The sequence below is a fragment of the Vibrio sp. DNB22_10_4 genome (assembly GCF_052879755.1).
Map to the genome: position 1 here is coordinate 134,138 of NZ_JBNNXW010000001.1, position 23,238 is coordinate 157,375.

Sequence of the window (23,238 nt, forward strand, 5' to 3'; positions counted from 1 at the left end):
ATAAAAGGTATTAACATGAGCAATGTAAACGAAATCACTCGCGAGTCTTGGATCCTAAACACATTCCCTGAGTGGGGCACTTGGCTAAATGAAGAGATTGAGCAAACCGTTGTTGCACCGAACACTTTCTCAATGTGGTGGTTAGGCTGTACTGGCATCTGGCTAAAGTCAGAAGGTGGAGCAAACCTATCGATGGACTTCTGGTGTGGTACTGGTAAAAAGACCCAAGCGGTTCAAAAAATGAAAAACCAACACCAGATGATGCGTATGGGTGGCGTGGAAGCACTTCAGCCTAATCTGCGCACCGCGATCTTCCCTCTCGACCCATTTGCAATCAAAGAAATTGACGCGGTTATGGCATCGCACGACCATGGTGACCATATTGATATCAATGTCGCCGCGGCGGTTCTTCAGAACTGCGGTGAACACGTGAAATTCATCGGGCCAAAAGCGTGCGTTGACCTATGGATGAAATGGGGTGTACCAGCAAATCGCTGCGTTATTGCAAAAGTCGGTGATGAAATTCAAATCAAAGATGTCAACATCAAGGTGCTAGATGCATTTGACCGTACCGCTCTAGTTACCTTACCAGAAGGCACATCATCTTTAGACAAAGAGATTCTCGATGGAATGGATGACCGCGCAGTTAACTATCTCGTAGAAACAACGGGCGGCTCGGTTTACCACTCTGGTGATTCTCACTACTCTAACTACTACGCAAAACATGGTAGCGACCATAAAATCGATGTAGCGTTGCTGTCATACGGCGAAAACCCACGAGGCGTCACAGATAAAATGACTTCTTCGGACATTCTTCGTGCAGCTGAATCACTAAATTGTGAAGTCGTTGTGCCATTCCACCACGATATTTGGGCGAACTTCCAAAACGACCCACGCGAAATTGAAATGTTGTGGAACATGAAGAAAGAGCGCCTTCAATATGGCTTCGCACCGTTCTTCTGGCAAGTTGGTGGTAAATACACTTACCCAACAGACAAAGGACGTATGCACTATCAACACTTCCGTGGCTTTGCAGACATCTTTAAGAATGACCCAGAGCTGCCGTATCGCGCTTTCCTCTAATCCTTAATCTCATCCTAAAGGGAGCAAGTTCGCTCCCTTTTTTAATCACTTTAAAGAGGTCTTATGTTGCTAAGGGAATTAAGGCACCACTTTCAATCGGGAGACCTAGAGTGTGCTGTTGCCGTTCTTTCACCCAACAGGGATGAATACTACCTTATGGTCAAAAGCCATAAATGGGGCATTAATAGCTTTCTAGAAACTGCTCGAACGCAAAAACCAAGAGCGTTCAAAACCCAACTAGCCTTACTAAAGGTTGCGAGAAGTATTGGTTTTAATCATCACTCTATCGAAGTAAAACATCTTTAACCATTTCTATAACCGCCATCTTATTTCTGTCATGTACTAGACTTATCATTTCAATTCGACAAATCTGGAATTGTAGAGATATGAAAAAGGCAGTTTGGTTATTAGCGCTTGGGCAAACGATATTGTGGTGTTGCTTGTATTATGTATTCCCTGCAACCTTGCTACACTGGGAGTCTGCACAAGACTGGTCAAGATCCGACATAACGTTGGCTTTAACGCTTGCCGTTGGAGTATCCGCTATCGTGGCTCCCTTTGCCGGACGCATTATCGACCAAGGTTACGGCTCACTGATGATGACACTCTCTGCGACTGCAGGAGGCGTTCTTCTCTACCTCATTAGTATCACTGACACTCTCTTTTCATTCTATGTTCTGTGGTCAATCATGGGGCTCGCCATGGCTGGTTGCTTGTATGAACCATGTTTTGCATTTTTGGTTCATTGCATGAAGGCGGGCGCCAAACGATCCATTACCTTGATTACTTTGATGGCAGGTTTTGCCAGCACCATTTGCTTCCCCTCGGTGCATTATCTTCACGAACATTTTGGGATCGAGTCAACACTGCAGATATTCTCAATATGCATCATTATCGTTGCTGTTCCTCTGATGTTTTTTGGGTCGCGAGCTGTGGTGAGAGACTACTTAGCGAGCAGTGTAGCAAGCACCTCTCCTACTTCTACAGACAAAATAGAGAGTGCCACTCATTTTCTGACATCTCCGTTGTTTTGGCTGCTCGCATGCGGATTTTCGATGTTAGCTCTAAACCATGGTGTGGTAATAAATCACCGACTCCCATTAATGAGTGAGCGGACACTGCCAGATAGCCTAGCAGTGCTTGTGATTTCCTTAATCGGCCCGATGCAGGTTGCCGGACGAGTCGCATGGACGCTCGTTGACAGACACTGGTCAGTGATGAAAATTACGGTTCTGTGTTTTGTGTCTGTCACCACCGCCACGTTGTGCTTAATCGCATCATCCAGTGTGACCTATTTAGTATTTGTGTTCGTTCTGCTCCAGGGGTCTGCATATGGAGTGTTGAGTATCGTCAAACCACTCGTTACTAGAGAAGTGATGGGCGACCTCAATTTTGGCGCTATCGCTGGTGCACTCGCGGTGCCGTATCTGCTAGCTTTTGCGACGTCACCTTACATTGGATCTTTGATCTGGCAAATGGGTGGTTATGACTACGTACTGTGGGCGATTTGGGGCTTTGCACTCATCGGTGTCATATCAATTATTATGGTCTACAGGCTACATGTGCATCATCAAGCCACACGAGAACCCAATCCTCAACTGGTGTAGCGGGCACTGACGACTATCCGATTTTGTCCTACATAGCCATATCAAAAGGCAATATCTACAGCACCACCAGAGCAGTTCCAAACCTCGCTAACTTAGCTCTGCAAGGCGGTTAGATAATGCGTTAACTCATTAGCCAATCGCAAAAAAGCCCCAAAAATTGGGGCTTTTTAGTACCATCGAGGTTTTATCTAACTTAGTCTAACTCAACCAAGTTCTTCTCAAACGTCGCATGTTGCGCCTGAACCGCTTTATCAGGGCCGCCCGTCATTGAGCTCACGACCATGATAGAAATCCAAGACAGAATGAAACCAGGGACGATTTCATAGATATCAAAGATACCGCCAGAAAGCTGTTTCCATACAACGATAGTCACACCACCAACGATGATACCTGCGATAGCACCATTACGGTTCATACCTGCCCAGTAAAGGCTAAGTAGGATTGCAGGACCAAACGCCGCACCAAAGCCTGCCCAAGCGTAAGAGACTAGACCAAGCACCGAACTGTCTGGCGTCATGGCAAGCACCAGCGCGATAACAGATAGCAAAACAACGCCAACACGACCAACCATCACAACTTGCTCAGAAGTCGCATCTTTGTTGATGACTTGCTTGTAGAAATCTTCTGCCAATGCTGAAGATGACACCAATAGCTGTGAATCCGCCGTACTCATGATTGCTGCTAAAATTGCCGCAAGCAAGATACCCGCAATCACAGGATGGAATAGCGCGTTCACAAGCAGCATGAAGATCTTCTCACCATCTGCTAGAACGTCACCGCCGGTATTAGTGATGTATACAAGACCAACCACGCCCACTAGCAACGCACCAATCATAGAAAGGCCAGACCAAATGACCGCAATGCGGCGCGCCGTCGTGAGATCTTTGTTGCTACGTGATGCTTTAAAACGCGCCAAAATGTGTGGCTGGCCAAAGTAACCTAAGCCCCATGCGACCAATGAAATGATGGCAACTGCAGACAAAGGCTGACCTTTCGCGTCATTCCAAAGTGTCAGCAGTTCAGGGTTAATCGCTCTAAGGTCTGCCGTTAGCTGACCAAGACCACCTTGCATACCGATCACCGGTACAATCATTAGCGCTGCTGCCATTAGTAGGCCTTGAACTAAGTCAGTCCAAGATACCGCAAGGAAGCCACCAAATAGCGTGTAAGACACAACACACACAGTACCGATGATAACCGCGATGGTGTAGTCCAAACCAAATACCGTTTCAAACAGTTTACCGCCTGCCACTAGACCAGAACTGGTATAGAAAAGGAAGAAAAGCAAAATGAAGAACGCAGATACAACCTGAATAACCTTAGAGTTGTCGTTAAAACGACGAGATAGGTATTCAGGAAGAGTCAGAGCGTCAGTCGTAATACTGTAAGTACGTAGTCGTTTCGCGCAGATAAGCCAGTTAAGCCAAGTACCCACCAATAGGCCACCCGCTAACCAAAATGCCTCAATACCCGCTGCATAGGCGTAGCCCGGCAAACCAAGTAGCAGCCATCCACTCATGTCTGATGCACCAGCAGATAGCGCAGCAGGCCAAGGGCCTAAAGAGCGTCCACCAAGAAAGTAGTCGCTTGAACTCGCCGTGCGCTTATAAGCGATCACGCCGATAGCAAGCATCATCGCCAAGTAAGCGATAAAAGTTGTCGTAATAGCGAAGCTATTTTGAATCATTATTATTTCCTCATCCTAGAATTCAGCCTCCAACATGCTTAGTGCTGGAGGCTGGTAGGGCGACGTGGAGCGGGTCCGAAGACCTTAGCCACTAGCTACCAAGTTCAAGCAAGGTAGCGTTGCCCCCCACTGCTGTGATGTTGATGGTTCTTGTTCTTTCCGTTATGAACCTCAACACTAGATTCGGATCGTGCGACGTTGGAAGTGACGCCAGATCCGTTTCAGATACCAAAAGACCTATCGCTCCATCGCGATTAGCCAGTTGATGGTTAACCTGCCATTGTGTTTCTTCAGAGCCTACAAGACCGACGACACGAACATCGAAGTCGATGAAGGTAGTGGCTTCTTCTAAAGCGACAATCTGGACTAGGTTAGACGGCAATTGAGAACGCTCGACTGCCGAAATTAAAATTTGATTAAACTTCTCATTACCAGAGCAAACAATGACGCCATTGCCAGCAATCAGCGCTGCTGTTATCTGAGCAACCGCCGCTATTTTTGCTTGCGCTTCGATGCTCTCAAGCACGACCAAGGCCACACCACGACCTGCCGCGTAAAGCTCATTGGTTTCGCCTGTTGGCCCTGGCATCACATGCGGGTTAGCCAGCAGGATATTGGCTTGTTGAACGTGAAACGCCATCACGCTTGCCAGCGTCGCATTTAGCTCTGCCATGTTGCGCTGAACAGAAAGTAAGCACTCACGTTGCTCAGCAAAATCGGTGATATTCCAGCTCTCCCATGCACTCAAAACATCAGAGAAAATTGTTGCGTTATTAACCATGACTCTTTCTCCTTACTTTGAAATGGAAGCGGTGCCGTTAACGACATCAGTAAAACGATACAGATAGTGAGGACCACCTGCTTTTGGACCTGTGCCCGACAGCCCTTGTCCACCAAACGGTTGAACACCGACTACGGCACCGACTTGGTCACGGTTGATGTAGCAGTTACCAACACGAACGTGTTTCTCAATCCATTCGTAAGTGGACTCATTGCGGCTATGTACGCCAAGAGTTAGGCCAAAGCCTGTCGCATTAATACTGTCGACAACTTTCGGCAGTTCAGACGCTTTAAAGCGCACTATGTGCAAAATTGGACCAAAGTGCTCTTCAGTCAGTACCGAGATATCAGAGATTTCAAACGCACATGGCGGTACAAAATCGCCCTCAGCACATTCATCATCAAGAGATAGCTGGGCCACTTTCTTGCCTTGTTTAGTCATAGCTTCAATATGAGCAAGAAGCTTTTGCTTCGCGTTGGCATCAATCACAGGGCCAACATCGGTCGAATGCAGGTATGGCAAGCCAACTTTTAGCTCATCCATTGCACCTTGAATCAGATTAATCACGCGCTCGGCGATATCTTCTTGAATGTACAATACGCGCAGAGCACTACAGCGCTGACCCGCCGACGCAAACGCTGAGCGAACCACGTCACGCACCACTTGCTCTGGGAGCGCGGTAGAATCCACTATCATCGCGTTCTGACCGCCGGTTTCTGCGATAAATGGCACGGGTGCCACTTGGCGTGCAGCCAAGGTGCTATTGATGCGCTGCGCAGTTGGTGTCGAGCCGGTAAAGGCAACACCAGCAATCGCGCTGTGAGAAGTTAGAGCATGACCCACATCCGCGCCGCGACCAGTAATGAGCTGAATTGCGCTTGCAGGGAAGCCAGCTTCAAGCATCAGCTCAACCGCCCGTACAGCGATAAGAGACGTTTGTTCTGCAGGTTTAGCAACCACGGTATTACCGGCAACCAAAGCTGCGCTCACTTGACCTAGGAAAATAGCCAGCGGGAAGTTCCATGGGCTAATACAGACAAACACACCGCGCCCACCGCGAGTCATCGATTTAGATTGACCATCGAAACCGAGTACCGATTGTGTCTTGAAGATGTGTGGCTGCTTGGCGTAGTAACGACAGAAATCGACCGCTTCGCGCACTTCATCAATACTATCGTGAATAGTTTTTCCAGCCTCTTGATGACAAATTGCCACCAGCTCATGCAGGTTATCTTCTAGCTTGTCTGCCAGGTTTAGTAAGCACTGACTACGTTCGGCATAAGGAAGCGTTGACCAAGATGCGAATCCTTCCTCAGCAACCTTGATAGCTTCGGAAACATGATCAAGGTTCGCCATAGCGACCTGACCAACGACGATTCGACGATCATAAGGTGCAGTAATCGTATCTATCGCAGCGCCTGCCTTGATCATGCTTTCGTATTGGGACTGTCCATTGATGATTGGCGCACCCTGCCACTGCTTGCTACGGAATACGTCCACTTTGTGTTCGTACTCTTTCACTTCGCTCTCGATATCAACGTTAACACCAATCGAGTTTTTACGATCGCTAAAGATAGACGGTGGCAGTTCAATATTGTCGTTATGCAGGGTGTCGTTGGCGTTGAGTGCATCGACAGGGTGAACCGTCAGGCTCTCAACAGGGCAGCGAGCATCCACCAGACGATGTACAAAGCTGCTATTCGCACCGTTTTCTAGCAGTCGGCGTACCAAATATGGCAACAGATCTTTGTGGCTACCCACCGGTGCATAGATTCGAACCGGTTGCTTATAGGTATCCATCACATGGTCATACAGGGAATCACCCATACCATGCAGGCGTTGGAATTCGTAATCGGTGTGCTGCGCCATAGTCGCAATCGCAGTCACCGTGTGCGCATTGTGGCTCGCAAACTGCGGGAAGATGTTTCCACGTACATTGTCACTCAGTAGGAAGCGAGCACAGGCTAGGTATGCCACGTCAGTCGCTTCTTTACGGGTATAGACAGGGTAGTTTACGTAACCCGCTTGCTGAGACCACTTGATCTCGCTATCCCAATACGCGCCTTTCACAAGACGAAGTGGAATCAAATCGCCCTGCTGTTTCGCCAGTGCATTGACCCAAACCAGCACAGGCAGTGCACGTTTTGAGTATGCCTGAATAACCAGGCCAAATTTACCCCAACCTTTAGCGACATCGCTGCGGTAAACCTTTTCAAATAGCTTGAGAGAAAGCTCAAGACGGTCTGCTTCTTCCGCATCAATGGTAATAGCAACATCGAGTTCACGAGCGCGAGTCAGTAGCTGAGTCAGCGTCTCGCATAACTCAGTCAGTACGCGTTCTTCGTTCGCCACTTCATAACGGGGGTGCAGTGCAGAAAGCTTAATGGAAACAGATGGAGCGGGACTGGTATCTAAACCATATTTATCACTACCAACCGCCTCAATTGCCATTAGGTAATCTTTGAAGTACTTATCGCCATCAGCTTTGGTTAGCGCTGCTTCACCCAACATATCAAACGAATAGGTAAAGCCACGGTCACGCATTTTCTTACCGTTCTTTTGAGCTTCGCCAATGCTGCGGCCTAATACAAACTGATGCCCCATGACCTTCATTGCCTGATACATGGCTTTGCGAATCACTGGTTCAGAGAATTTGTTCACCAAGCGGTTAACCGCTTTGGCTGGGCTTTGAGATTGCGAATCTGGCAGACCCACCACTTTACCCGTCAACATCAAGCCCCAAGTTGAGGCATTCACAAACACAGAGTCAGAATTCTTAAGGTGTGACTTCCAGTCAGCCACGCTGAGCTTGTCGCGGATAAGCGCATCTGCCGTCGCAGAATCAGGGATACGCATCAAGGCTTCCGCAAGACACATCAGCAAAATGCCTTCTTGAGTATCTAAGCTGTACTCAAGCAGCAAGGCATCGATCATCTGAATAGCATTTTTGTCAGCACGAATGGCTTCAATGAGCTGAGTGGTGTTCTGTGGGATCTGCTGGGCTTCGTCACCTTGCGGTGTTGCCAAAGGTAAAAGCTGTTTCAACCATTGAGACTCATCCACCATATAGAGTGGAGAGATCAGTGACCAGAGCTTCGCAAGCGGCTGCTCGACAAACTCCGTTTTTAGCACATCTGTTGCTGTAAACATGTGTGTTCCTCAATCTCTACTCAGCCGAAAAATCGACTGAACTACTACAATGGCAGGCAGTGTATTTTGAGTGCTTGAGAATTACTTGTCAAAAACTCCGAGCTTTTTGCTGTTTTCTACGCTTATTAACAAAATTAATACATGGTCACATCTAAAACCACAAGACGCACAGTTACATAATGTAACCAATTTAACATTTAATGTTGTAGCACATGTTGGGCGCAACTTATCACATTACGGTTCCTTGAATACTTCAGCGAAGTTTCTTTTGACTTTTGTATTACAATTACCCCTCCAATAGTGCTCTATTTCTGCTAATTTATAAGCATAATATCGAGCTTTGGCGCTCTGGCAGTAACAACAGTACCGACATCTTTGTACGTCCCAAGTGGGGCATCTATCGCTCTCTTAATGACAAAACAGGACTGAATGCCGGCGAAGACGAAGTCTGGTTTGCTGACTTTGAGGTAAAAGAAGTCCAAAAGATAGAACCATAATAACAGTCACAATAAACTCCGAGAGTCGTAATAAACGACCTTCGGAGCTTAAACGTCAGGTATCGATGGATTACAAAAACCAATGAAGCTGCTGCCAATCCTTCTTGTCACCGAGTGCTTTTAGCAGCGGGCACGGGTTTACTAAATAAGCATGGTCAGCAAACTCACACAGTGGTCGGTCATTGATAGAGTCGGTATAGAAATGGATCTCCGAGTACTGCATCATACTCTCTGTCAACCATTGTTCCAGCCTTGCGACTTTGCCTTCGCGATAAGTAGGAATGCCGTCGATTCGAGCGGTGTAACAGCCGCCCTCTTCCGCCAAATCAATCCCCATCGCTTCATCAATACCAATACGTTTACCGATAGCCGACACCAGAAAGCTCACGGATGCGGAGATGATAACCATTTGAATATTGTCACGTTTAAGCTGCTCAATCAGTGTGGCAGCTTGTGGAAATAAGCGAGGCATTATCTTCTCGTCAATGCACTGCTCCACCAACAAAGAGACCGCCTCTATCGACACACCAGATAGTGGCGACATGGAAAACTTTAAGTAGTCTTCCATGTCCATATTTCCCTGCGCGTAGAGTGCCATTAGGCGTTCGTCCTCTTCCAAAAAATCTGGTGCGGTCGCTATCCCTTTTTCCACCAAGAATTGGTTCCACAGCATGGCACAGTCGGCATCAAACAGCGTCTCGTCCATATCGAATACATAAAGGGGTTTAGACATTCTAAGCTCTCACAGGTTGAATTTCGTTTAGGTTAAACAGCAGCTCCAATTGACTGCCAACAGACAGCAAGCGCTCTGATGATCGGTTAAGCAGATCAACGGTAAGTTCACAATCATCCACATCCACTTGGTAGCGAATAACATTGCCAAGCAGTTGATGATTCTTAATGACCCCGGTTCTCGGCGCCGAAATGTGCTCACCATACTGACGTCCTTGCTCACGCACATAGATGGATTCAGGACGGATTGCGACTTTGCTGTTCACTTCGAGATCAAACAGCGATTTGGCTTGTGCTGCTTCCACCAGATTATAGTGACCCATAAAACCGGCGACGAACTCATTCACTGGATGGGTATAAATGGCTTCTGGCTCGCCTTGCTGGACAATCTCGCCTTTGTTCATCAAGAAGATACGATCAGACATGATCATCGCCTCTTCTTGGTCATGGGTGACAAAGATAGTGGTCAGGTTCAGCTCTTTTTGGATAGCGCGGATCTGCTGGCGAAGGTTCTTTCGGATTTTGGCATCCAGCGCAGACAAAGGCTCATCCAATAACAAAATACGTGGCTTAACGACTAAAGCTCTGGCAAGAGCAACGCGCTGCCTTTGACCGCCGGATAGTTGGTGCGGGTACTGTTTCTCTTTACCCGTTAATTCCACCAGCTCGATCACCTTGGCGACCTCGCGCTCTATCTCTGCCTTAGCCAGCTTTTGCATCTTGAGGCCGAACGCGATGTTTTCGGCTACCGTCATATTCGGGAATAAAGCATAAGATTGAAATACCATGCCGATGCCACGCTGCTGCGGCGCAGCGTGAGTGATATCGACACCATCCACTAAAACCTGGCCGCCTTCAACGGGATTGAGTCCCGCCAAACTGCGAAGTAACGTTGACTTTCCGCAGCCACTAGGCCCGAGCAGGGTGATGAACTCTCCCTTCTCAATCGTGAAGTCTATATCTTCAAAAACCGTGTTATTGCCGAATCGCTTGGTAAGTTGACTAACAGATACGTAGCTCATGATTTGCCCTTTTGTTGTTGACTGCTAAAACGGCTGGCAAGCCATGTCAGTAGGAAGATAAAGAAAAAGTAAGTCATCACTAACGCAGAGGTAAAATGGCCACTGGTTTGACGCATGTTGTAGAGATAGATTTGCAGTGTTTCGTAACGGGTTCCCACCAAGATATTGGCGAACACAAACTCTCCTAATAGGAAAGAGAAAGATAAGAACAGCGACGCCAACAAACCCTTCTTCAAGTTCGGAACGATGATCAAGAGAAATGCCTTGGTTGTGCTTGCGCCCAATAAGTGAGCCGCATCCATCAAATCGTTCAAGTTAATCGCTTCGAAACTATTGGATATCGCGCGGTACATAAACGGCAGCGCAATAGTGAAATAGGTGCCAATTAAAATCCATGCCGTACCGACCAAAGGCACCGCACTGTCGGCATAGATCTGTAATAGCCCTACTGAAGAGACCACAGGCGGTACAGCGAACGGCAACAAAATAAGCACGTTCATTAACTTGTCGAGTTTTGGAAAGTAGTAAAACACCACAAAAATCGCCGGTAGGATCAACACCACACTCAATGCTAGAGCCGCGAAACAGACCAACAGCGAACGCCCAAATGCCGCAAGAAAACGTGAATCGGTAAGCAGTTGAATATACCAATTAAAGGTAAAGCCGTCGGGTAATATGGTGGCTCCCCAACTTGATGACAGGGAGTACACCAAGGTCGCGATAATCGGAACCAGCATCAGTCCAACGATTCCGTAAACAACGGCTTTATGATAGTAAGTACTAACATTGCTTGTTAGCTTTTTACTCACGAGAGATTTGCTATTTTGAAGCATGATAACTCCTCGACAATAGCCACTGATTGATAACCGTAATGAAGGCGAGAATCGCCATTAGAATCACGGAAATGGCCGCGGCCAGATTCGGCTCAAGGAACAAATCACCCGATACTAAGCTCGCGATGCGCACGGTAATCACGTTGTAGTTGCCCGTGGTCAGCGCGTAGACACTGGCGTAGGCGCCCATTGCGTTAGCAATCAAGATAATGAAGGTGCCAAGCAGCGCAGGCGACAGCACAGGTAGAGCAACCTGAGTCCAATACTGATGCGTTTTCGCACCCAGCAGCGCCGACGCGGACTGCCAATCATCTTGCAGCGCATCAAACGCGGGATAGAGCAGCAGCACACCCAGTGGGATCTGAAAGTAAATATAGATGACCAGTAGTCCCCATTTACCATAGAGATTGAACCCCTCAATCAAACCATACTGCTTAAGGAGCAACGTGACTGCACCGTTGACACCCAGAATAATGATGAAGGCGAACGCCAGAGGCACACCAGCGAAGTTACTGCTCATATTAGTAAAGGCAATAACACCATCGCGCAGTCGGCTATCGACTCTGCGAAGCGATGACACCAATAACGCAGCAATGGCGAGACCAATCACACTCGACCATACCGACAACCAAATACTGTTGCTAAAGGCTTGAATCATGAAGCTGGAGTCAAATACCTCAAGGTAATTGTCCAGCGAAAACTCGCCATCGTATTGAAAGCTATTAAAAAACACCCAAACCATTGGGGCGAGCTGGAATAGATAGAAAAACAGCACAAAAGGCGCAAGCCAAAGCACGGGTTTAAAACGATTCCACAGAGACGCGCCCTGACGAGACTGCGTCTTGCCGTTGCTCGGCGTTTCGATTACTGAGCTACTCATAGCGCGATCATTTCCGGTGCATAAGGTTTACGATGCTCAAGCCCGAGAAGCTGACAACACAGTCCACAAAGCTCTGTTTGCTTCACGGTTGTGTCGGCGTGGGTAAAGGTATCACCAATGACAAACAGTGGGACTTCACGCTCTTCAGGCAAGATGCCGCCGTGCGAAAGGTCATCGTTCATACCGTGATCACTGGTCACCATGACTTGATAACCCGCATCAATCCAAGTACTGATGTAGTTGGATAGGTAAATATCCGCAGCGCGCGCGCTGTTTCGATATTGCCTCGAATCCAAGCCATGCTTGTGCCCTGCGTCATCGATATTCATTGGATGGATTAGGAGAAAGTCTGGATTGAACTGCTGTCTGAGTGATTCTGCGTCGATAAACAAAGCCTCATCAGGGTAGTGATCCCAATGATAGAAACGACCATGCTGAATGTTGAGTGATTCATCGTCGGTAAAACGGTCACGAACCGCATCATAAGGCGCTCGGTTATAGAGTTCACTCACCCAGTGATAAGCGGCAGCTGCCGTTACCTTGCCCTGCGATTTGGCTAGGCTAAAGATGGATTCTTGATTCGATAGGCGTACAATTTGATTATTAACAATGCCGCTCAGAACAGGTGGCACTCCAGTCAAAATGCACTCATAGAGTGGTCTCGACATTGATGGAAGCTCACACTGAATGGGATATAGGGTTGCTTTTTGCTGCTCGATTAAGCCGTTCAAGTAGCCCATGCAATCACGGGCTACTTGATAATTGAGACCATCGAGGACAACAAGAATGACCTTATTGCTCATACTTACCTCTTACTTAGGTTCTCAAATTACTGCTGATGAATAAGCACGTTTTCTTGCCACTGACGAGGTAGGCGGCGCGCTGATTTTTCCCATGCTTTAAAGTCAGTCACTGGGTGTACGTTGCCGTACTGGTCGTTTGAAATCAGCTTTTCTTGAATCGATGTAGGCAGCTCAACATTAGAGCGGATTGGGCGAGCGTAGCCCTCTGCAAGGTTGATTTGACCGCGGTCACTAAAGATGTGTTCACGAGCCAATTTAGCTGCGTTCGGGTTCTTCGCGTACTTGTTGATGATGGTGGTGTAACCAGAGATAACCGAACCATCTTGTGGGATGTTAACGCTAAAGCGCGAACGGTCGATTTGGTCACGGTAGTTCAGCGCGTTGAAATCCCAAAGGAGAGCGACTTCGACTTCGCCTTTTTCTAGATTCGCAATACTTGGGTCAGTGAATGATAAACGACCTTGTTTAGCAAGCTTCGAGAAAAACTCAATAGCAGGCTTAAGGTTTGATTCATCACCACCATTGGCGAATGCTGCGGCTAGTACCGCATTGTTCGCTTGCGCTGCAACACCTACGTCGCCGACAGTAACTTTATAATCACCTTCAAGAATATCTTGCCAAGACGTCGGTGCATCTTTTACTAGGTTGTTGTTTGAGATAAACGCGATAGTACCGGTATACGCCAAAGCCCAGTGGCCATCTTTGTCTTTCGCCCAATCAGGAATATCACTCCAAGTGGTTGGTTTATAAGGCTGCGTCACACCCTTTTGTACCGCTACGCGTGCAAACGCAAAGCCCACATCACCGATATCCGCTGTCGCATTTTTCTTTTCTGCTTCAAACTTAGCGATCTCTTGTGCCGAGCTCATATCAGTATCTTGGTGCTTCAAGCCGTAAGTGGACTCAAGGTCATTCCAAGTATCTTTCCAGTTTGCCCAACTATCTGGCATACCCACACTGTAAACCGCCCCTTCTTTTTTTGCCGCTTCGGTCAGTGCTTGCACACCGTCGTCAGCCATGGCAGTAGAAGAGATCGCCGCTGCAATCAGAGTAGCAGTGCCAAGTTTTGCGATACTTGCACGGTTAAGCAAAGTTTTCATTGTCTCTATCCTTCTGGACTAGGTCAGTAAGTTCACTTTTTATGCTATTTCGCGAATGTGACAATTTAGGGCAGAGTTTTTGACGGTTTTATGGAGGTTAAATGGCAGAAATGCGTCAGTTTGATGAAGGGAATAGGTGACGACCTTGCTCTCAACGTACGTCATTCCTGTGAAGACAGGAATCTACTTGAGGCTTGGTGTGAGCGTTGAGTAGATCTCTGCCTGCGTAGGCGCACGGCCAGTGAGATGACGACTATTGTGAGTGTGAAGAGCCAGCAACGCGCGTCATTCCTGCAACGCACGTCATTCCTGCGCAGGCAGGAATCTACTTGAGGCTTGGTGTGAGCGTTGAGTAGATCTCTGCCTGCGTAGGCGCACAGCCAGTGAGATGACGACTATTGTGAGTGTGAAGAGCCAGCAACGCGCGTCATTCCTGCAACGCGCGTCATTCCTGCGCAGGCAGGAATCTACTTGAGGCTTGGTGCGCGCTTGAAGAAGATCCCTGCCTGCGTAGGTGCACGGCCCGTGGGATGACGGCTATATTTGGGCAGGAAGAGGAGATTTAGTGCTTATACCTAAACGTATTACTATCATCAATCACATCAATCTTAACCGGTAAAGTACCAGCATTAATGTTACCAATCTGGTCAAACGACTTTCGTGAAAGATCAATAACACGACCTTTCACAAAGGGACCACGGTCATTGATTTTCACATCGACAGTTTTGCCATTGTTGGTATTCGTCACCCTAACGATGGTGCCAAACGGTAACGTTTTATGAGCCGCAGTATAGGCTCTCATGTTATATCGCTCGCCACTTGCGGTGCGCTTGCCATGGTATTTGCTTCCATACCACGATGCTTGGCCAACAAGCTCATGAGAACGGGCATAGCTGCTGGTTTTTGCATTGTCGACGGACGCGGTTGAAGAACAACCAGCTAAGATAGTTAGAACAAGAGCGATAAAAGCGAGGTTGAGTTTTTTCATGTTGTTTGATTATGAGGTTATTAATTTAGTGGAACCAATTTTTAATTATTGCTGATTTTGAGCAAAACTGAGTTTTAATAACGTCATAGTTAGGAAAGATCTTAGAATTTAGCAGATTACCGTTAACGCGAGAAGCGGCTTTAAGCCTTCATAAAACTGTTACCAAGCTGTCGTATCTTGTTCATCTATACGCCTTTGGACTAGGTCACAACAATGAAAACCCTCACTCAGCTTGCGAAAATCAAAACCACCATAAGAGATCAAATCTCAGGAAACATTATGCAGGCTGGGCAGAAGCTACCTTCTGAGCGTGAGTTGAGTGAACTCTTCTCAACTACTCGAATTACCATTAAAGACGCCCTTACCTCCCTTGAAACCGAAGGTTTGATCTATCGAGAAGAGCGTCGTGGCTGGTATGTTTCGCCGCAGCGTATCCGCTATAACCCCCTGTCACGCAGTCACTTTCATCAGATGATTCGCGATCAAGACCGAATTGCTGAAACTAAGCTGGTGAATGTTAGAACTGAGATGGCAAGTGGTGAATACGCAAAGGCGCTGTCGGTTGACACGATTACACCGATTCATGTCATAGAGCGACTGCGATACATCGATGGACGTGTAGTGCTGTTTGTGGAGAATTGCCTGATTGCCTCGCTATTCCCCGACATCTTGGATAAAAACCTAACCATGTCACTCACACAGTGCTACCAAGAAACGTATGGCTACGAGACAGGGCGTTCTCACTTCGACGTCATTCCAACATCAGCGCCTAGCCATGTCGCCAAAGCCCTCAATTTGGCAGAAGGACAACCTGTCCTCAAGATCTGCCGTGTGAACTACAAGCAAGATGGGATGTTGATGGATTGCGAGCTTGAGTATTGGCGACCTGATGCCATGATGATCTGCATCGACAGCGAGTCTCAGTAGTTGATTCATTTGAAGTGTCGGAAGGCATAGGAAACTAGCCTTTTCAAGCAATTATTGGACTATAGAAAGCTACAGTTTGATCACTTTCTGAAACGTTTTTGGACAAAAATGAGTCAGCTAAGTCATTACTCATAGAATGCTACACACCAAACAATTATAATTTTATGTTATCAAATTTATAATTATTGATAATTTTAAGTTTGGTGATTTCATGCCTATACTTCTCCACATCGAAAAGAGACACAAACAAATAATTAAATCAGTTTTTGGAGAAAGTTATGAAAATGAATCACGTGGGCATCATGGTTGGCGATATGGACAAAGCTGTAGAGTTCTACACTAAAGCTCTGGGCCTTCGCGTTGTAATGAACAACACTAAAGTAATCGAAGAACGTGAATCTGCAATCGGTCGTATGTGTATTGCAGTGTTTGGTGAAGGTTTCAAAGGCTTCAACATCGCTCACCTAGTGACAACTGATGGTATTGGTGTGGAACTGTTCGAAATGGTTGACCGTGAAGAGCGTCATAACGTTGACTTTTCTCGCCTAGGTATCTTCCACTTCTGTCTGCAACTACCAAAAGAGCTGTTTGAATCTGCAATTAAGCGTGTCGAAGAGTTTGGCGGTAAAGTGCGCATGGATATTCACCGTTACCACCCAGAAGACGAGCTAAAACAAGCGCAGATGGTTTACCTAGAAGACCCGTTTGGTAACTTGTTCGAGTTTTACTCTCACTCTTACGAAGATACTTACGCTTCTGATTACGAGTAATTGTCCTACGTTCTAAATAACATTTAGTGCCCACTAGAGGTTAGCTCTAGTGGGCATTTTTGTTCTATTGCCTAAATGATTTAGGGGCAAATCTGCGTTACGATGATCTTCCCCATCAGCCCCTCCTCAGCTTCGATGGCTTGAGCCAGAAACTGCTGTGCTCCCTGCTTTAACAGTTCATTGAGCGGGTTGTCTGGTTTATGAAGCTTGGTAACGGTATGATTGTTGTCCATGCGGTTTACTCCCTATTGGTTCTTGATCTGGCGATATAAATCAACAGGTTACACCGCATTACTTTCTGCCCATACACCAGAAACCAGAAACCAGAAACCACTATAGCTCTACCTGTCGTTCCACCTAATTTAGGAAACAAAGCCGTTCTTAGCGTACAATATTTTCATTTTCCGAATCGTCGTGTGACCCCTTAGCGTGCTATATTTTCCAAATTCTGAGACGCCCCTAGTTGAATCACATTTAGGAACAGTTATTTAGTCGAAACTAATACAGTTTAATCCATGAGTAAGCTATCTGTGTATTGGCTAAGCTCTACCCGAACCTCTAGCTCTGCTTCCGATAGGTATTTGGGGGTGTGTGCATTAACCACGGCAGTGTTTTGTTCACGAACTTGATGGGTATTGCCGATGGCGTCAAATATGCTGCTCAGCAAGTTCATCGATTGTGACATCAAAGCTTCACTCTCTTGTTGTGAGAATAGCGGCTCAGCATCAAAGCCAAGTGCGTAGAGGATGTCGTTAAAGTGCATCGCATAACCTGAGCCAGAAACATCAAATCTGGTGCTCTTGATGCCATCGGAGCTTCTCTCCCACAGATACGGAGGATGCTTGAGGGTGCCAAAACCAATTGCGATGACGCGGTCTGGGTAGTGCAGTTCCAACCTTCTGTCCCAGATATCACCGGCTTTTCCTGCCTCAATCACTACTTCAACGTTACCTTCCGGCGACGTTAGTTTGCCTTCGACATAGAGATGGGTTTCAGCGCCTTGTGTGTATTCCAACTGCGATTCGCTAATGCGTTCAGCACAGACCTGTTTTAGTTCAACCTGCACACCTCCCATGCCGGATTTATGGAGGTAGCGAACCAGCCCAGCAATCGCGTGAATGCCCATATCAAAGCCATAACCTCCGCCGCCGCTGGTAGCTAAGTTGAGTAGCGTTCTGGCGTTGAGTAATTCAACTCGGTTTTCAAAACGGAAGTCTTGGATTACTTCATGACTGTCACTAGGGTTGTCGGCAGCAATCGCAATAATCTTGCGGGGGACAGAGTCAGGTAGTGCCATAGATGAATCAGCGAAGAGTGCTTCCAACGAAGGAGAAACTAAAACGGTATCGATAAAGTAAAACTGAGCTCCACGACGTTTAAGCTCCGGGATGACTTGGTTAAAGCCTCTGTCGATTTCTGCCAAGGAGAAAGATGGTTTCTCAACCACAAACAGAAGGTCTTGAGTGTCGAGTGCATTACTCACTTGTTCAATGATGGATAGATGTACGCCAACCGGCGTTAGGACGAAGGCCGCAGCAACATCAGTGTGTGAGTGAGCCTGTAAAAACGCATCAAGATCTGCGTAACGAGCGGAGTAAGGGAATTGAAAGTGCGATGCAAAGGACAGGTAATGTTGAACTGCTGGGTCGATGGCGACTACATCAAAACGAGAGCTTAGGGTGTGCAGTAGGTTCTCATACAAACTAACCACTGACGATTTAGCGTTCCCCAATCCACCAAATACCAATACGACCTTGTTCATCACTTCCCCTTCACCAAATTGCATTCACCAACAGGGTAGCAAAAATACGCTCAGCTGCTGGCCTGGCAACTCACAACTGGACAACCCCGTGTCAGTAACTTTACTACATTTACACTTCATGAATAACTACAGATATGAGAGAGTCGCTTAGCTTGGTGTCCAGTATTGATGGTGCATATCAGTTTCGGACACAAAATCACGGGGGTTTGTCTTTTGCCTCTTATTACTTTTTGTATATCAAAATTGACTGAGCATCATCGTGTGATTTTGAGGCATAACTCATTTTGGGGCAAAGGCGTGTTTGCTAAAACCGGTTCACATAAATCTCCGCCAAGTGAACCAACAGAGCAGACGTAACAAACTTTATTGGAATCGACCAAGCTTTATTGTCTTCCGACATGAAGATTAAGAGAAACGCTTGCGATACTGCGACGGAGAGATGCCTTGCAACCTAGAAAAGGCATGAGTAAAGGTACTTTGACCAGAAAAACCAGTGAGTTCTGCAATTTGACCTAAGTTTAAGTTGCCTTGTTCAATCAATCGCTTGGCTGCATCAACGCGCTTGTTCAGCACATATTGGTGTGGCGTAATGCCTAAATGCTCTCTAAACAGCATATGGAACTGACTCTCTCCTAGAAACACACTACCGGCAAGCTGAGCGACGGAGATCTTATGGGCTAAATGCTGCTCGATGTAGCGATCAATCTGTTCAAGATCGAAACGAGAGTCACGCAGTGACGTCTTAAGCTCTGAAATGTGACGCTGCAATAACGCCACCACAGTGTCGTTACATGCACGACTGAGTAACAGATCATCTGGGCTACTTTTCATTTCTGCCACCAACATCTGAATCAGCTTTTGAATTTGAATATCAAGTTGAAAGTAAGTTTTACTCTTCGATAAATCATTGATTCTTTGAAGAAGTACTGGATCATCATCACTTGGCAGTGGCATGTTCAACACCAAAATATCCGGTTGATCAACAATGCCACCGAAAGCATGATCAAGGCCAGATGTCACCACACAGCCCTGTCCAGGGCCTACCTTGTTGCCAACACCGCCAACATCGAACTCAGATTGACCTTTGAGTCCAATCACAACTTGCGTGTAATGGTGCTCGTGAGAGTCCATATGTGAAGGCAGACGAACGATTTCAGCCGGCTTTACAATGATTGGCGTAGGGGAAGCATGATCAAGGATGTCATTATTGCGTTTCACCATGTTTCCAGCCTCAGTGTAAATGGAATGTCGAGCCGCGGAGTATATCGATTTCCAGTGAATTTGGGAAAGCGAATCGCGCAATCGCTTATCGTTATTGGGCTTACTATGAATAGATCACCTAGAAACAGAAGCATAAAAAAGGATCCTTACTTGATCAAGCTTCCGGAACAATGATCATGAACCAACAAGTTACGGTGGTTGCAATTTGTACTATATCGAAGCAAAAATATAAAAAAAGCTGCGAAAACCGCAGCTTAGATAAAATCTAAACGCTAAATAGCAGTTACGGCGCCAATCTTTCTGCATCCCATTGACCGGTTCCATCTTTGCTAAACAGGAAACGGTCATGCAGTCGGTGTTCGCCACCCTGCCAAAATTCAATCGATTCAGGACGAATACGGTAGCCACCCCAAAACGTTGGTACTGGGATCTCGCCTTTAGCAAATTTCTGTTTCAGTTCCAGAAATTTACCTTCAAGAACACCGCGTGCCGAAATACGACTACTTTGTTTACTCGCAATCGCTGCAAGTTGGCTTTCCTTTGGGCGCGAGGTGAAATACTTCATGTTTTCCATCGCCGTCAACTTTTCCGCTACACCAGTAACATGCACCTGACGCTCAAGAGTGTGCCAAGGGAAATGCAAACTCACCTTATTGTTATGTTCGATGTGCTGCGCTTTACGGCTACCAAGGTTGGTGTAAAACACGAAGCCGTTCTCATCGACGCTCTTTAACAAAACAATGCGCTGAAATGGCATACCATTTTCGTCAACCGTTGCCACAGTCATCGCGGTTGGGTCGCTAAGCTTGGCTTCCACCGCCTGCGCTAGCCACTTGTTAAATTGATCAATCGGGTCGTCTTCTAAATCTTTACGACGCAAGCCACCTTTCGAATACTCGCGGCGAATATCTTCAATTCCCATAACAACTCCTCACTTTTTTGTGAATTTTGCGCCGATATGTGACAGAAAACAACCCGAATTCCCTATCTCGACGTCGATTTTTGAATTCTATCGCCTAGTTTGTCACTAATGGGTGATGAATTTCTTCAAGCCAGACAATATTTCGATAATTCATTACTTTATATTCACCACGTCGCTGCTAAACTTTCGGATAACGCTAGTGACGAAGTGCCCCCTTAACAAACGGTCACACCGTGAACTACGTCCAATAATGCATGATGGATCGACTCTTTCTATGAGAACAGGTTACAGATGGATAATCTTGGTAATAGAATCAAACTATTAGTCGACTCCTGAACATCACCCCTGCGGATGGAATATGGATAATAAAGAATACAAAAAGGTGTCGGACGCCGAGCTGGATTACATCGACGACAAAACCGCTGCTTTGCTGCTCAATACTCCTACCAGTGCCAGAATCATGCTTTGGGTGATGTTGCTGTTTTTTGTTTGTGCTGTGGTCTGGGCTGCGTGGGCAGAAATCGATAAAGTGACCGTCGGCCAAGGTAAAGTTGTTCCCTCTTCGCAAATACAGGTGATTCAAAACCTAGAAGGTGGTCTCGTTAAAGAAATTCTCGTTCGAGAGGGCGACTCGGTCACTCAAGGGCAACAACTTCTGCTGATTGATGATACACGTTTCAGATCGGACTTTCGCGAGCGTGAGCAGCAGGTTCTCAATCTTACAGCGAGCGTGTTGCAACTCTCAGCGTCACTGACTAGCGTTATTATTGATGAGTCAAAATCAGGAAACAACTGGCGAGAATCTGTCACACTGGATACCAATAAGCTCGCCTACCCGCCTACATTTGAAGAGAACAATAAGAACCTAGTGTCTCGCCAAAGAGCAGAATACCGCCAAGATCTCAATGAACTTCGCAACGAGCTCTCTGTTATTGATCAACAGGTCAGACAGAAACAACAGGATCTCGTTGAGATGCAAGCCCGAGTTCGAAATCTAAGAAACGGCTACAACCTAGCCCGTGACGAGTTAAACATCACCAAACCTCTAGCCGATGAAGGTGTCGTCCCAAAAGTTGAACTGCTTAAATTGCAACGACAAGTCAACGACACTAGACGAGAGCTTACTTCAACGGAGCTTAAATTGCCTACCCTGCGCTCTGCCATCGAGGAATCCAAACTCAGCCGTATCGACATTGCACAAAAATTCCGCTCAGAACAGCAAGAAAAACTCAACGAAGCACAAGACCGGCTCTCTTCCATGACAGAATCCGCTGTTGGTCTTGAAGATAGAGTAAACCGCACTGTCGTGGTGTCTCCTGTAAACGGCACGGTCAAAACACTTAACGTCAACACTGTCGGCGGTGTTATTCAGCCCGGCATGGATATTGTTGAGATCGTTCCAACCGAAGACACCTTGCTCGTTGAGGCGAAAATTGCGCCGCAAGATATCGCTTTTTTACGCCCAGAATTACACGCTATCGTCAAGTTCAGCGCCTACGACTTTACCAAATACGGCGGCTTAGATGGAACGCTAGAACATATCAGCGCGGATACGACTCAGGATGAGGAAGGCAACAGCTTTTATATTGTTCGAGTCAGAACCGAAAAGACTAGCTTTGGTCACGATGAAACCTTGCCTATTATTCCGGGCATGACCGCATCGGTTGACATTATTACAGGTAAACGCACGGTACTAGATTACCTGCTCAAACCAATAATAAGCGCACAAAACAACGCTCTAAAAGAGTAAAGGGACTTAGTGATAAAGAGTGAGCGAATGGGGCGTCTGCGCGCCAAATTGAAGTTTACATTAATCGGTTGTGCCGCAGCGGTAACCTTATCGCTCGCGACGACCACTGACGCCTACACCAAACAAGAACAGCGTTGGATTAGTACAGTTACCAAGACGTACGGAGAGCGGGCGGGTAAACGTGTTCAGACATGGCGTTCTGTGCTGGCTGGTTTACAGGGAAAATCCGAGAAACAACAACTGTCTGGAGTGAACGAGTTCTTCAACCAGCTCAACTTTGTCGATGATATTCGATTGTGGGGAAGAAAAGACTACTGGGCAACGCCGCTGGAGTTTTTAGGGAGCAATGCTGGTGACTGTGAAGACTTTACCATCGCCAAATACTTCTCGCTGCTCGAACTCGGTATCTCCGATAAAAAGCTACGTTTAGTCTACGTTAAGGCGATTGAGCTCAATCAATTCCACATGGTGCTTGCCTACTACGAAACACCACGCTCTCAACCGCTGATCTTAGACAATCTTATTGGCGAAATAAAACCCGCGTCTAAACGCGGCGATCTACTCCCGATATACAGTTTTAATGGTCGCAACTTGTGGACCATGAAAACCACCCAAGGCAAGTTAGCCGGAAAGTCGTCGAGACTAAAATTATGGAATGATTTGCGCAGTCGCGAGCGCTCATTAACGTTACGGAAACCAAAGGTAAATTACGACGAGTAAATA

Annotated in this window: 20 protein-coding genes; 6 read left to right on the forward strand and 14 right to left on the reverse strand. The window is 46.8% G+C overall.

The annotated features are described in order from the left end of the window. Positions 1 to 15 precede the first annotated feature (15 nt). Both ulaG and ACVA6Q_RS00540 read left to right on the forward strand, forming a co-directional pair. Positions 16 to 1,083, forward strand: a complete 1,068-nt coding sequence (ulaG, locus tag ACVA6Q_RS00535; RefSeq protein ID WP_446646091.1) for an L-ascorbate 6-phosphate lactonase — start codon at positions 16 to 18, stop codon at positions 1,081 to 1,083. A gap of 386 nt (positions 1,084 to 1,469) precedes the next feature. After that, complete coding sequence (locus tag ACVA6Q_RS00540; RefSeq protein ID WP_446646092.1) at positions 1,470 to 2,690, forward strand: MFS transporter; 1,221 nt, start codon at positions 1,470 to 1,472, stop codon at positions 2,688 to 2,690. Between the two features lie 193 nt (positions 2,691 to 2,883). Here the strand turns inward: ACVA6Q_RS00540 and putP are convergent, their stop codons facing one another. From putP to ACVA6Q_RS00590, 10 genes are all read right to left on the reverse strand, one after another. Beyond that, positions 2,884 to 4,377, reverse strand: coding sequence for a sodium/proline symporter PutP (putP, locus tag ACVA6Q_RS00545; RefSeq protein ID WP_446646093.1), 1,494 nt, complete (start codon positions 4,375 to 4,377; stop codon positions 2,884 to 2,886). Between the two features lie 91 nt (positions 4,378 to 4,468). Beyond that, complete coding sequence (locus ACVA6Q_RS00550; protein ID WP_353500069.1) at positions 4,469 to 5,158, reverse strand: 1-pyrroline-5-carboxylate dehydrogenase; 690 nt, start codon at positions 5,156 to 5,158, stop codon at positions 4,469 to 4,471. A gap of 12 nt (positions 5,159 to 5,170) precedes the next feature. Next, positions 5,171 to 8,308, reverse strand: coding sequence for a bifunctional proline dehydrogenase/L-glutamate gamma-semialdehyde dehydrogenase PutA (gene putA / locus ACVA6Q_RS00555; RefSeq protein WP_446646094.1), 3,138 nt, complete (start codon positions 8,306 to 8,308; stop codon positions 5,171 to 5,173). A gap of 567 nt (positions 8,309 to 8,875) precedes the next feature. After that, complete coding sequence (locus ACVA6Q_RS00560; RefSeq protein WP_446646095.1) at positions 8,876 to 9,538, reverse strand: HAD family hydrolase; 663 nt, start codon at positions 9,536 to 9,538, stop codon at positions 8,876 to 8,878. Position 9,539: 1 nt separating this feature from the next. Beyond that, positions 9,540 to 10,559 carry an ABC transporter ATP-binding protein gene (locus tag ACVA6Q_RS00565; protein WP_446646096.1) on the reverse strand — a complete coding sequence of 340 codons (1,020 nt, stop codon included), beginning with the start codon at positions 10,557 to 10,559 and terminating at the stop codon, positions 9,540 to 9,542. Beyond that, complete coding sequence (locus tag ACVA6Q_RS00570) at positions 10,556 to 11,296, reverse strand: ABC transporter permease (protein ID WP_446647148.1); 741 nt, start codon at positions 11,294 to 11,296, stop codon at positions 10,556 to 10,558. The genes ACVA6Q_RS00565 and ACVA6Q_RS00570 overlap by 4 nt, the downstream gene beginning before the upstream one ends. Before the next feature lie 82 nt (positions 11,297 to 11,378). Next, positions 11,379 to 12,272, reverse strand: a complete 894-nt coding sequence (locus tag ACVA6Q_RS00575; RefSeq protein WP_446646097.1) for an ABC transporter permease — start codon at positions 12,270 to 12,272, stop codon at positions 11,379 to 11,381. Beyond that, positions 12,269 to 13,075 (reverse strand): alkaline phosphatase family protein, encoded by an 807-nt coding sequence (locus tag ACVA6Q_RS00580; RefSeq protein ID WP_446646098.1) that lies wholly within the window; start codon positions 13,073 to 13,075, stop codon positions 12,269 to 12,271. Before ACVA6Q_RS00580 ends, ACVA6Q_RS00575 begins: the two co-directional genes overlap by 4 nt. A gap of 26 nt (positions 13,076 to 13,101) precedes the next feature. Further along, positions 13,102 to 14,175, reverse strand: a complete 1,074-nt coding sequence (locus ACVA6Q_RS00585) for an ABC transporter substrate-binding protein (protein ID WP_446646099.1) — start codon at positions 14,173 to 14,175, stop codon at positions 13,102 to 13,104. Between the two features lie 562 nt (positions 14,176 to 14,737). Next, the gene (locus tag ACVA6Q_RS00590) at positions 14,738 to 15,163 is read right to left on the reverse strand and encodes a septal ring lytic transglycosylase RlpA family protein (protein ID WP_353500058.1); all 426 of its coding nucleotides are present in this window, start codon (positions 15,161 to 15,163) and stop codon (positions 14,738 to 14,740) included. A 213-nt stretch (positions 15,164 to 15,376) separates the two neighbouring features. On the opposite strand from ACVA6Q_RS00590, the gene ACVA6Q_RS00595 reads away from it, so the two are divergent. Both ACVA6Q_RS00595 and ACVA6Q_RS00600 read left to right on the forward strand, forming a co-directional pair. Next, positions 15,377 to 16,090 (forward strand): UTRA domain-containing protein, encoded by a 714-nt coding sequence (locus ACVA6Q_RS00595; protein WP_446646100.1) that lies wholly within the window; start codon positions 15,377 to 15,379, stop codon positions 16,088 to 16,090. Between the two features lie 278 nt (positions 16,091 to 16,368). After that, complete coding sequence (locus ACVA6Q_RS00600) at positions 16,369 to 16,860, forward strand: VOC family protein (RefSeq protein ID WP_446646101.1); 492 nt, start codon at positions 16,369 to 16,371, stop codon at positions 16,858 to 16,860. An 80-nt stretch (positions 16,861 to 16,940) separates the two neighbouring features. Here ACVA6Q_RS00600 and ACVA6Q_RS00605 read toward each other — a convergent pair whose 3' ends face one another. The 4 genes from ACVA6Q_RS00605 to pdxH all read right to left on the reverse strand — a co-directional run bounded on the left by ACVA6Q_RS00605 (position 16,941) and on the right by pdxH (position 20,765). Further along, positions 16,941 to 17,093, reverse strand: a complete 153-nt coding sequence (locus tag ACVA6Q_RS00605; protein ID WP_446646102.1) for a hypothetical protein — start codon at positions 17,091 to 17,093, stop codon at positions 16,941 to 16,943. Between the two features lie 275 nt (positions 17,094 to 17,368). After that, positions 17,369 to 18,622 carry a hypothetical protein gene (locus tag ACVA6Q_RS00610; protein ID WP_446646103.1) on the reverse strand — a complete coding sequence of 418 codons (1,254 nt, stop codon included), beginning with the start codon at positions 18,620 to 18,622 and terminating at the stop codon, positions 17,369 to 17,371. A gap of 405 nt (positions 18,623 to 19,027) precedes the next feature. Next, the gene (locus tag ACVA6Q_RS00615; protein WP_446646104.1) at positions 19,028 to 19,843 is read right to left on the reverse strand and encodes a helix-turn-helix domain-containing protein; all 816 of its coding nucleotides are present in this window, start codon (positions 19,841 to 19,843) and stop codon (positions 19,028 to 19,030) included. A 283-nt stretch (positions 19,844 to 20,126) separates the two neighbouring features. Further along, positions 20,127 to 20,765, reverse strand: coding sequence for a pyridoxamine 5'-phosphate oxidase (gene pdxH / locus ACVA6Q_RS00620; RefSeq protein WP_446646105.1), 639 nt, complete (start codon positions 20,763 to 20,765; stop codon positions 20,127 to 20,129). A gap of 358 nt (positions 20,766 to 21,123) precedes the next feature. Between pdxH and ACVA6Q_RS00625 the strand changes: the two genes are divergently transcribed. Together ACVA6Q_RS00625 and ACVA6Q_RS00630 are read left to right on the forward strand one after the other, a co-directional pair. Next, positions 21,124 to 22,515, forward strand: coding sequence for an HlyD family type I secretion periplasmic adaptor subunit (locus ACVA6Q_RS00625; protein WP_446646106.1), 1,392 nt, complete (start codon positions 21,124 to 21,126; stop codon positions 22,513 to 22,515). 36 nt (positions 22,516 to 22,551) lie between these two features. After that, positions 22,552 to 23,235 carry a transglutaminase-like cysteine peptidase gene (locus ACVA6Q_RS00630; RefSeq protein ID WP_420884635.1) on the forward strand — a complete coding sequence of 228 codons (684 nt, stop codon included), beginning with the start codon at positions 22,552 to 22,554 and terminating at the stop codon, positions 23,233 to 23,235. The last annotated feature ends 3 nt before the right edge of the window (positions 23,236 to 23,238 follow it).

Bases quoted from the DNA above. Each gene is read 5' to 3' on its own strand.
- pdxH (WP_446646105.1), bottom strand. From the start codon at position 20,765: ATGGGAATTGAAGATATTCGCCGCGAGTATTCGAAAGGTGGCTTGCGT.
- putA (WP_446646094.1), bottom strand. From the start codon at position 8,308: ATGTTTACAGCAACAGATGTGCTAAAAACGGAGTTTGTCGAGCAGCCG.
- ACVA6Q_RS00615 (WP_446646104.1), bottom strand. From the start codon at position 19,843: ATGGTGAAACGCAATAATGACATCCTTGATCATGCTTCCCCTACGCCA.
- ACVA6Q_RS00610 (WP_446646103.1), bottom strand. From the start codon at position 18,622: ATGAACAAGGTCGTATTGGTATTTGGTGGATTGGGGAACGCTAAATCG.
- ACVA6Q_RS00560 (WP_446646095.1), bottom strand. From the start codon at position 9,538: ATGTCTAAACCCCTTTATGTATTCGATATGGACGAGACGCTGTTTGAT.
- ACVA6Q_RS00605 (WP_446646102.1), bottom strand. From the start codon at position 17,093: ATGGACAACAATCATACCGTTACCAAGCTTCATAAACCAGACAACCCG.
- ACVA6Q_RS00550 (WP_353500069.1), bottom strand. From the start codon at position 5,158: ATGGTTAATAACGCAACAATTTTCTCTGATGTTTTGAGTGCATGGGAG.
- ACVA6Q_RS00565 (WP_446646096.1), bottom strand. From the start codon at position 10,559: ATGAGCTACGTATCTGTTAGTCAACTTACCAAGCGATTCGGCAATAAC.
- ACVA6Q_RS00585 (WP_446646099.1), bottom strand. From the start codon at position 14,175: ATGAAAACTTTGCTTAACCGTGCAAGTATCGCAAAACTTGGCACTGCT.
- ACVA6Q_RS00570 (WP_446647148.1), bottom strand. From the start codon at position 11,296: ATGCTGGTTCCGATTATCGCGACCTTGGTGTACTCCCTGTCATCAAGT.
- ulaG (WP_446646091.1), top strand. From the start codon at position 16: ATGAGCAATGTAAACGAAATCACTCGCGAGTCTTGGATCCTAAACACA.
- ACVA6Q_RS00575 (WP_446646097.1), bottom strand. From the start codon at position 12,272: ATGAGTAGCTCAGTAATCGAAACGCCGAGCAACGGCAAGACGCAGTCT.
- ACVA6Q_RS00540 (WP_446646092.1), top strand. From the start codon at position 1,470: ATGAAAAAGGCAGTTTGGTTATTAGCGCTTGGGCAAACGATATTGTGG.
- ACVA6Q_RS00625 (WP_446646106.1), top strand. From the start codon at position 21,124: ATGGATAATAAAGAATACAAAAAGGTGTCGGACGCCGAGCTGGATTAC.
- ACVA6Q_RS00590 (WP_353500058.1), bottom strand. From the start codon at position 15,163: ATGAAAAAACTCAACCTCGCTTTTATCGCTCTTGTTCTAACTATCTTA.
- ACVA6Q_RS00600 (WP_446646101.1), top strand. From the start codon at position 16,369: ATGAAAATGAATCACGTGGGCATCATGGTTGGCGATATGGACAAAGCT.
- ACVA6Q_RS00595 (WP_446646100.1), top strand. From the start codon at position 15,377: ATGAAAACCCTCACTCAGCTTGCGAAAATCAAAACCACCATAAGAGAT.
- ACVA6Q_RS00580 (WP_446646098.1), bottom strand. From the start codon at position 13,075: ATGAGCAATAAGGTCATTCTTGTTGTCCTCGATGGTCTCAATTATCAA.
- putP (WP_446646093.1), bottom strand. From the start codon at position 4,377: ATGATTCAAAATAGCTTCGCTATTACGACAACTTTTATCGCTTACTTG.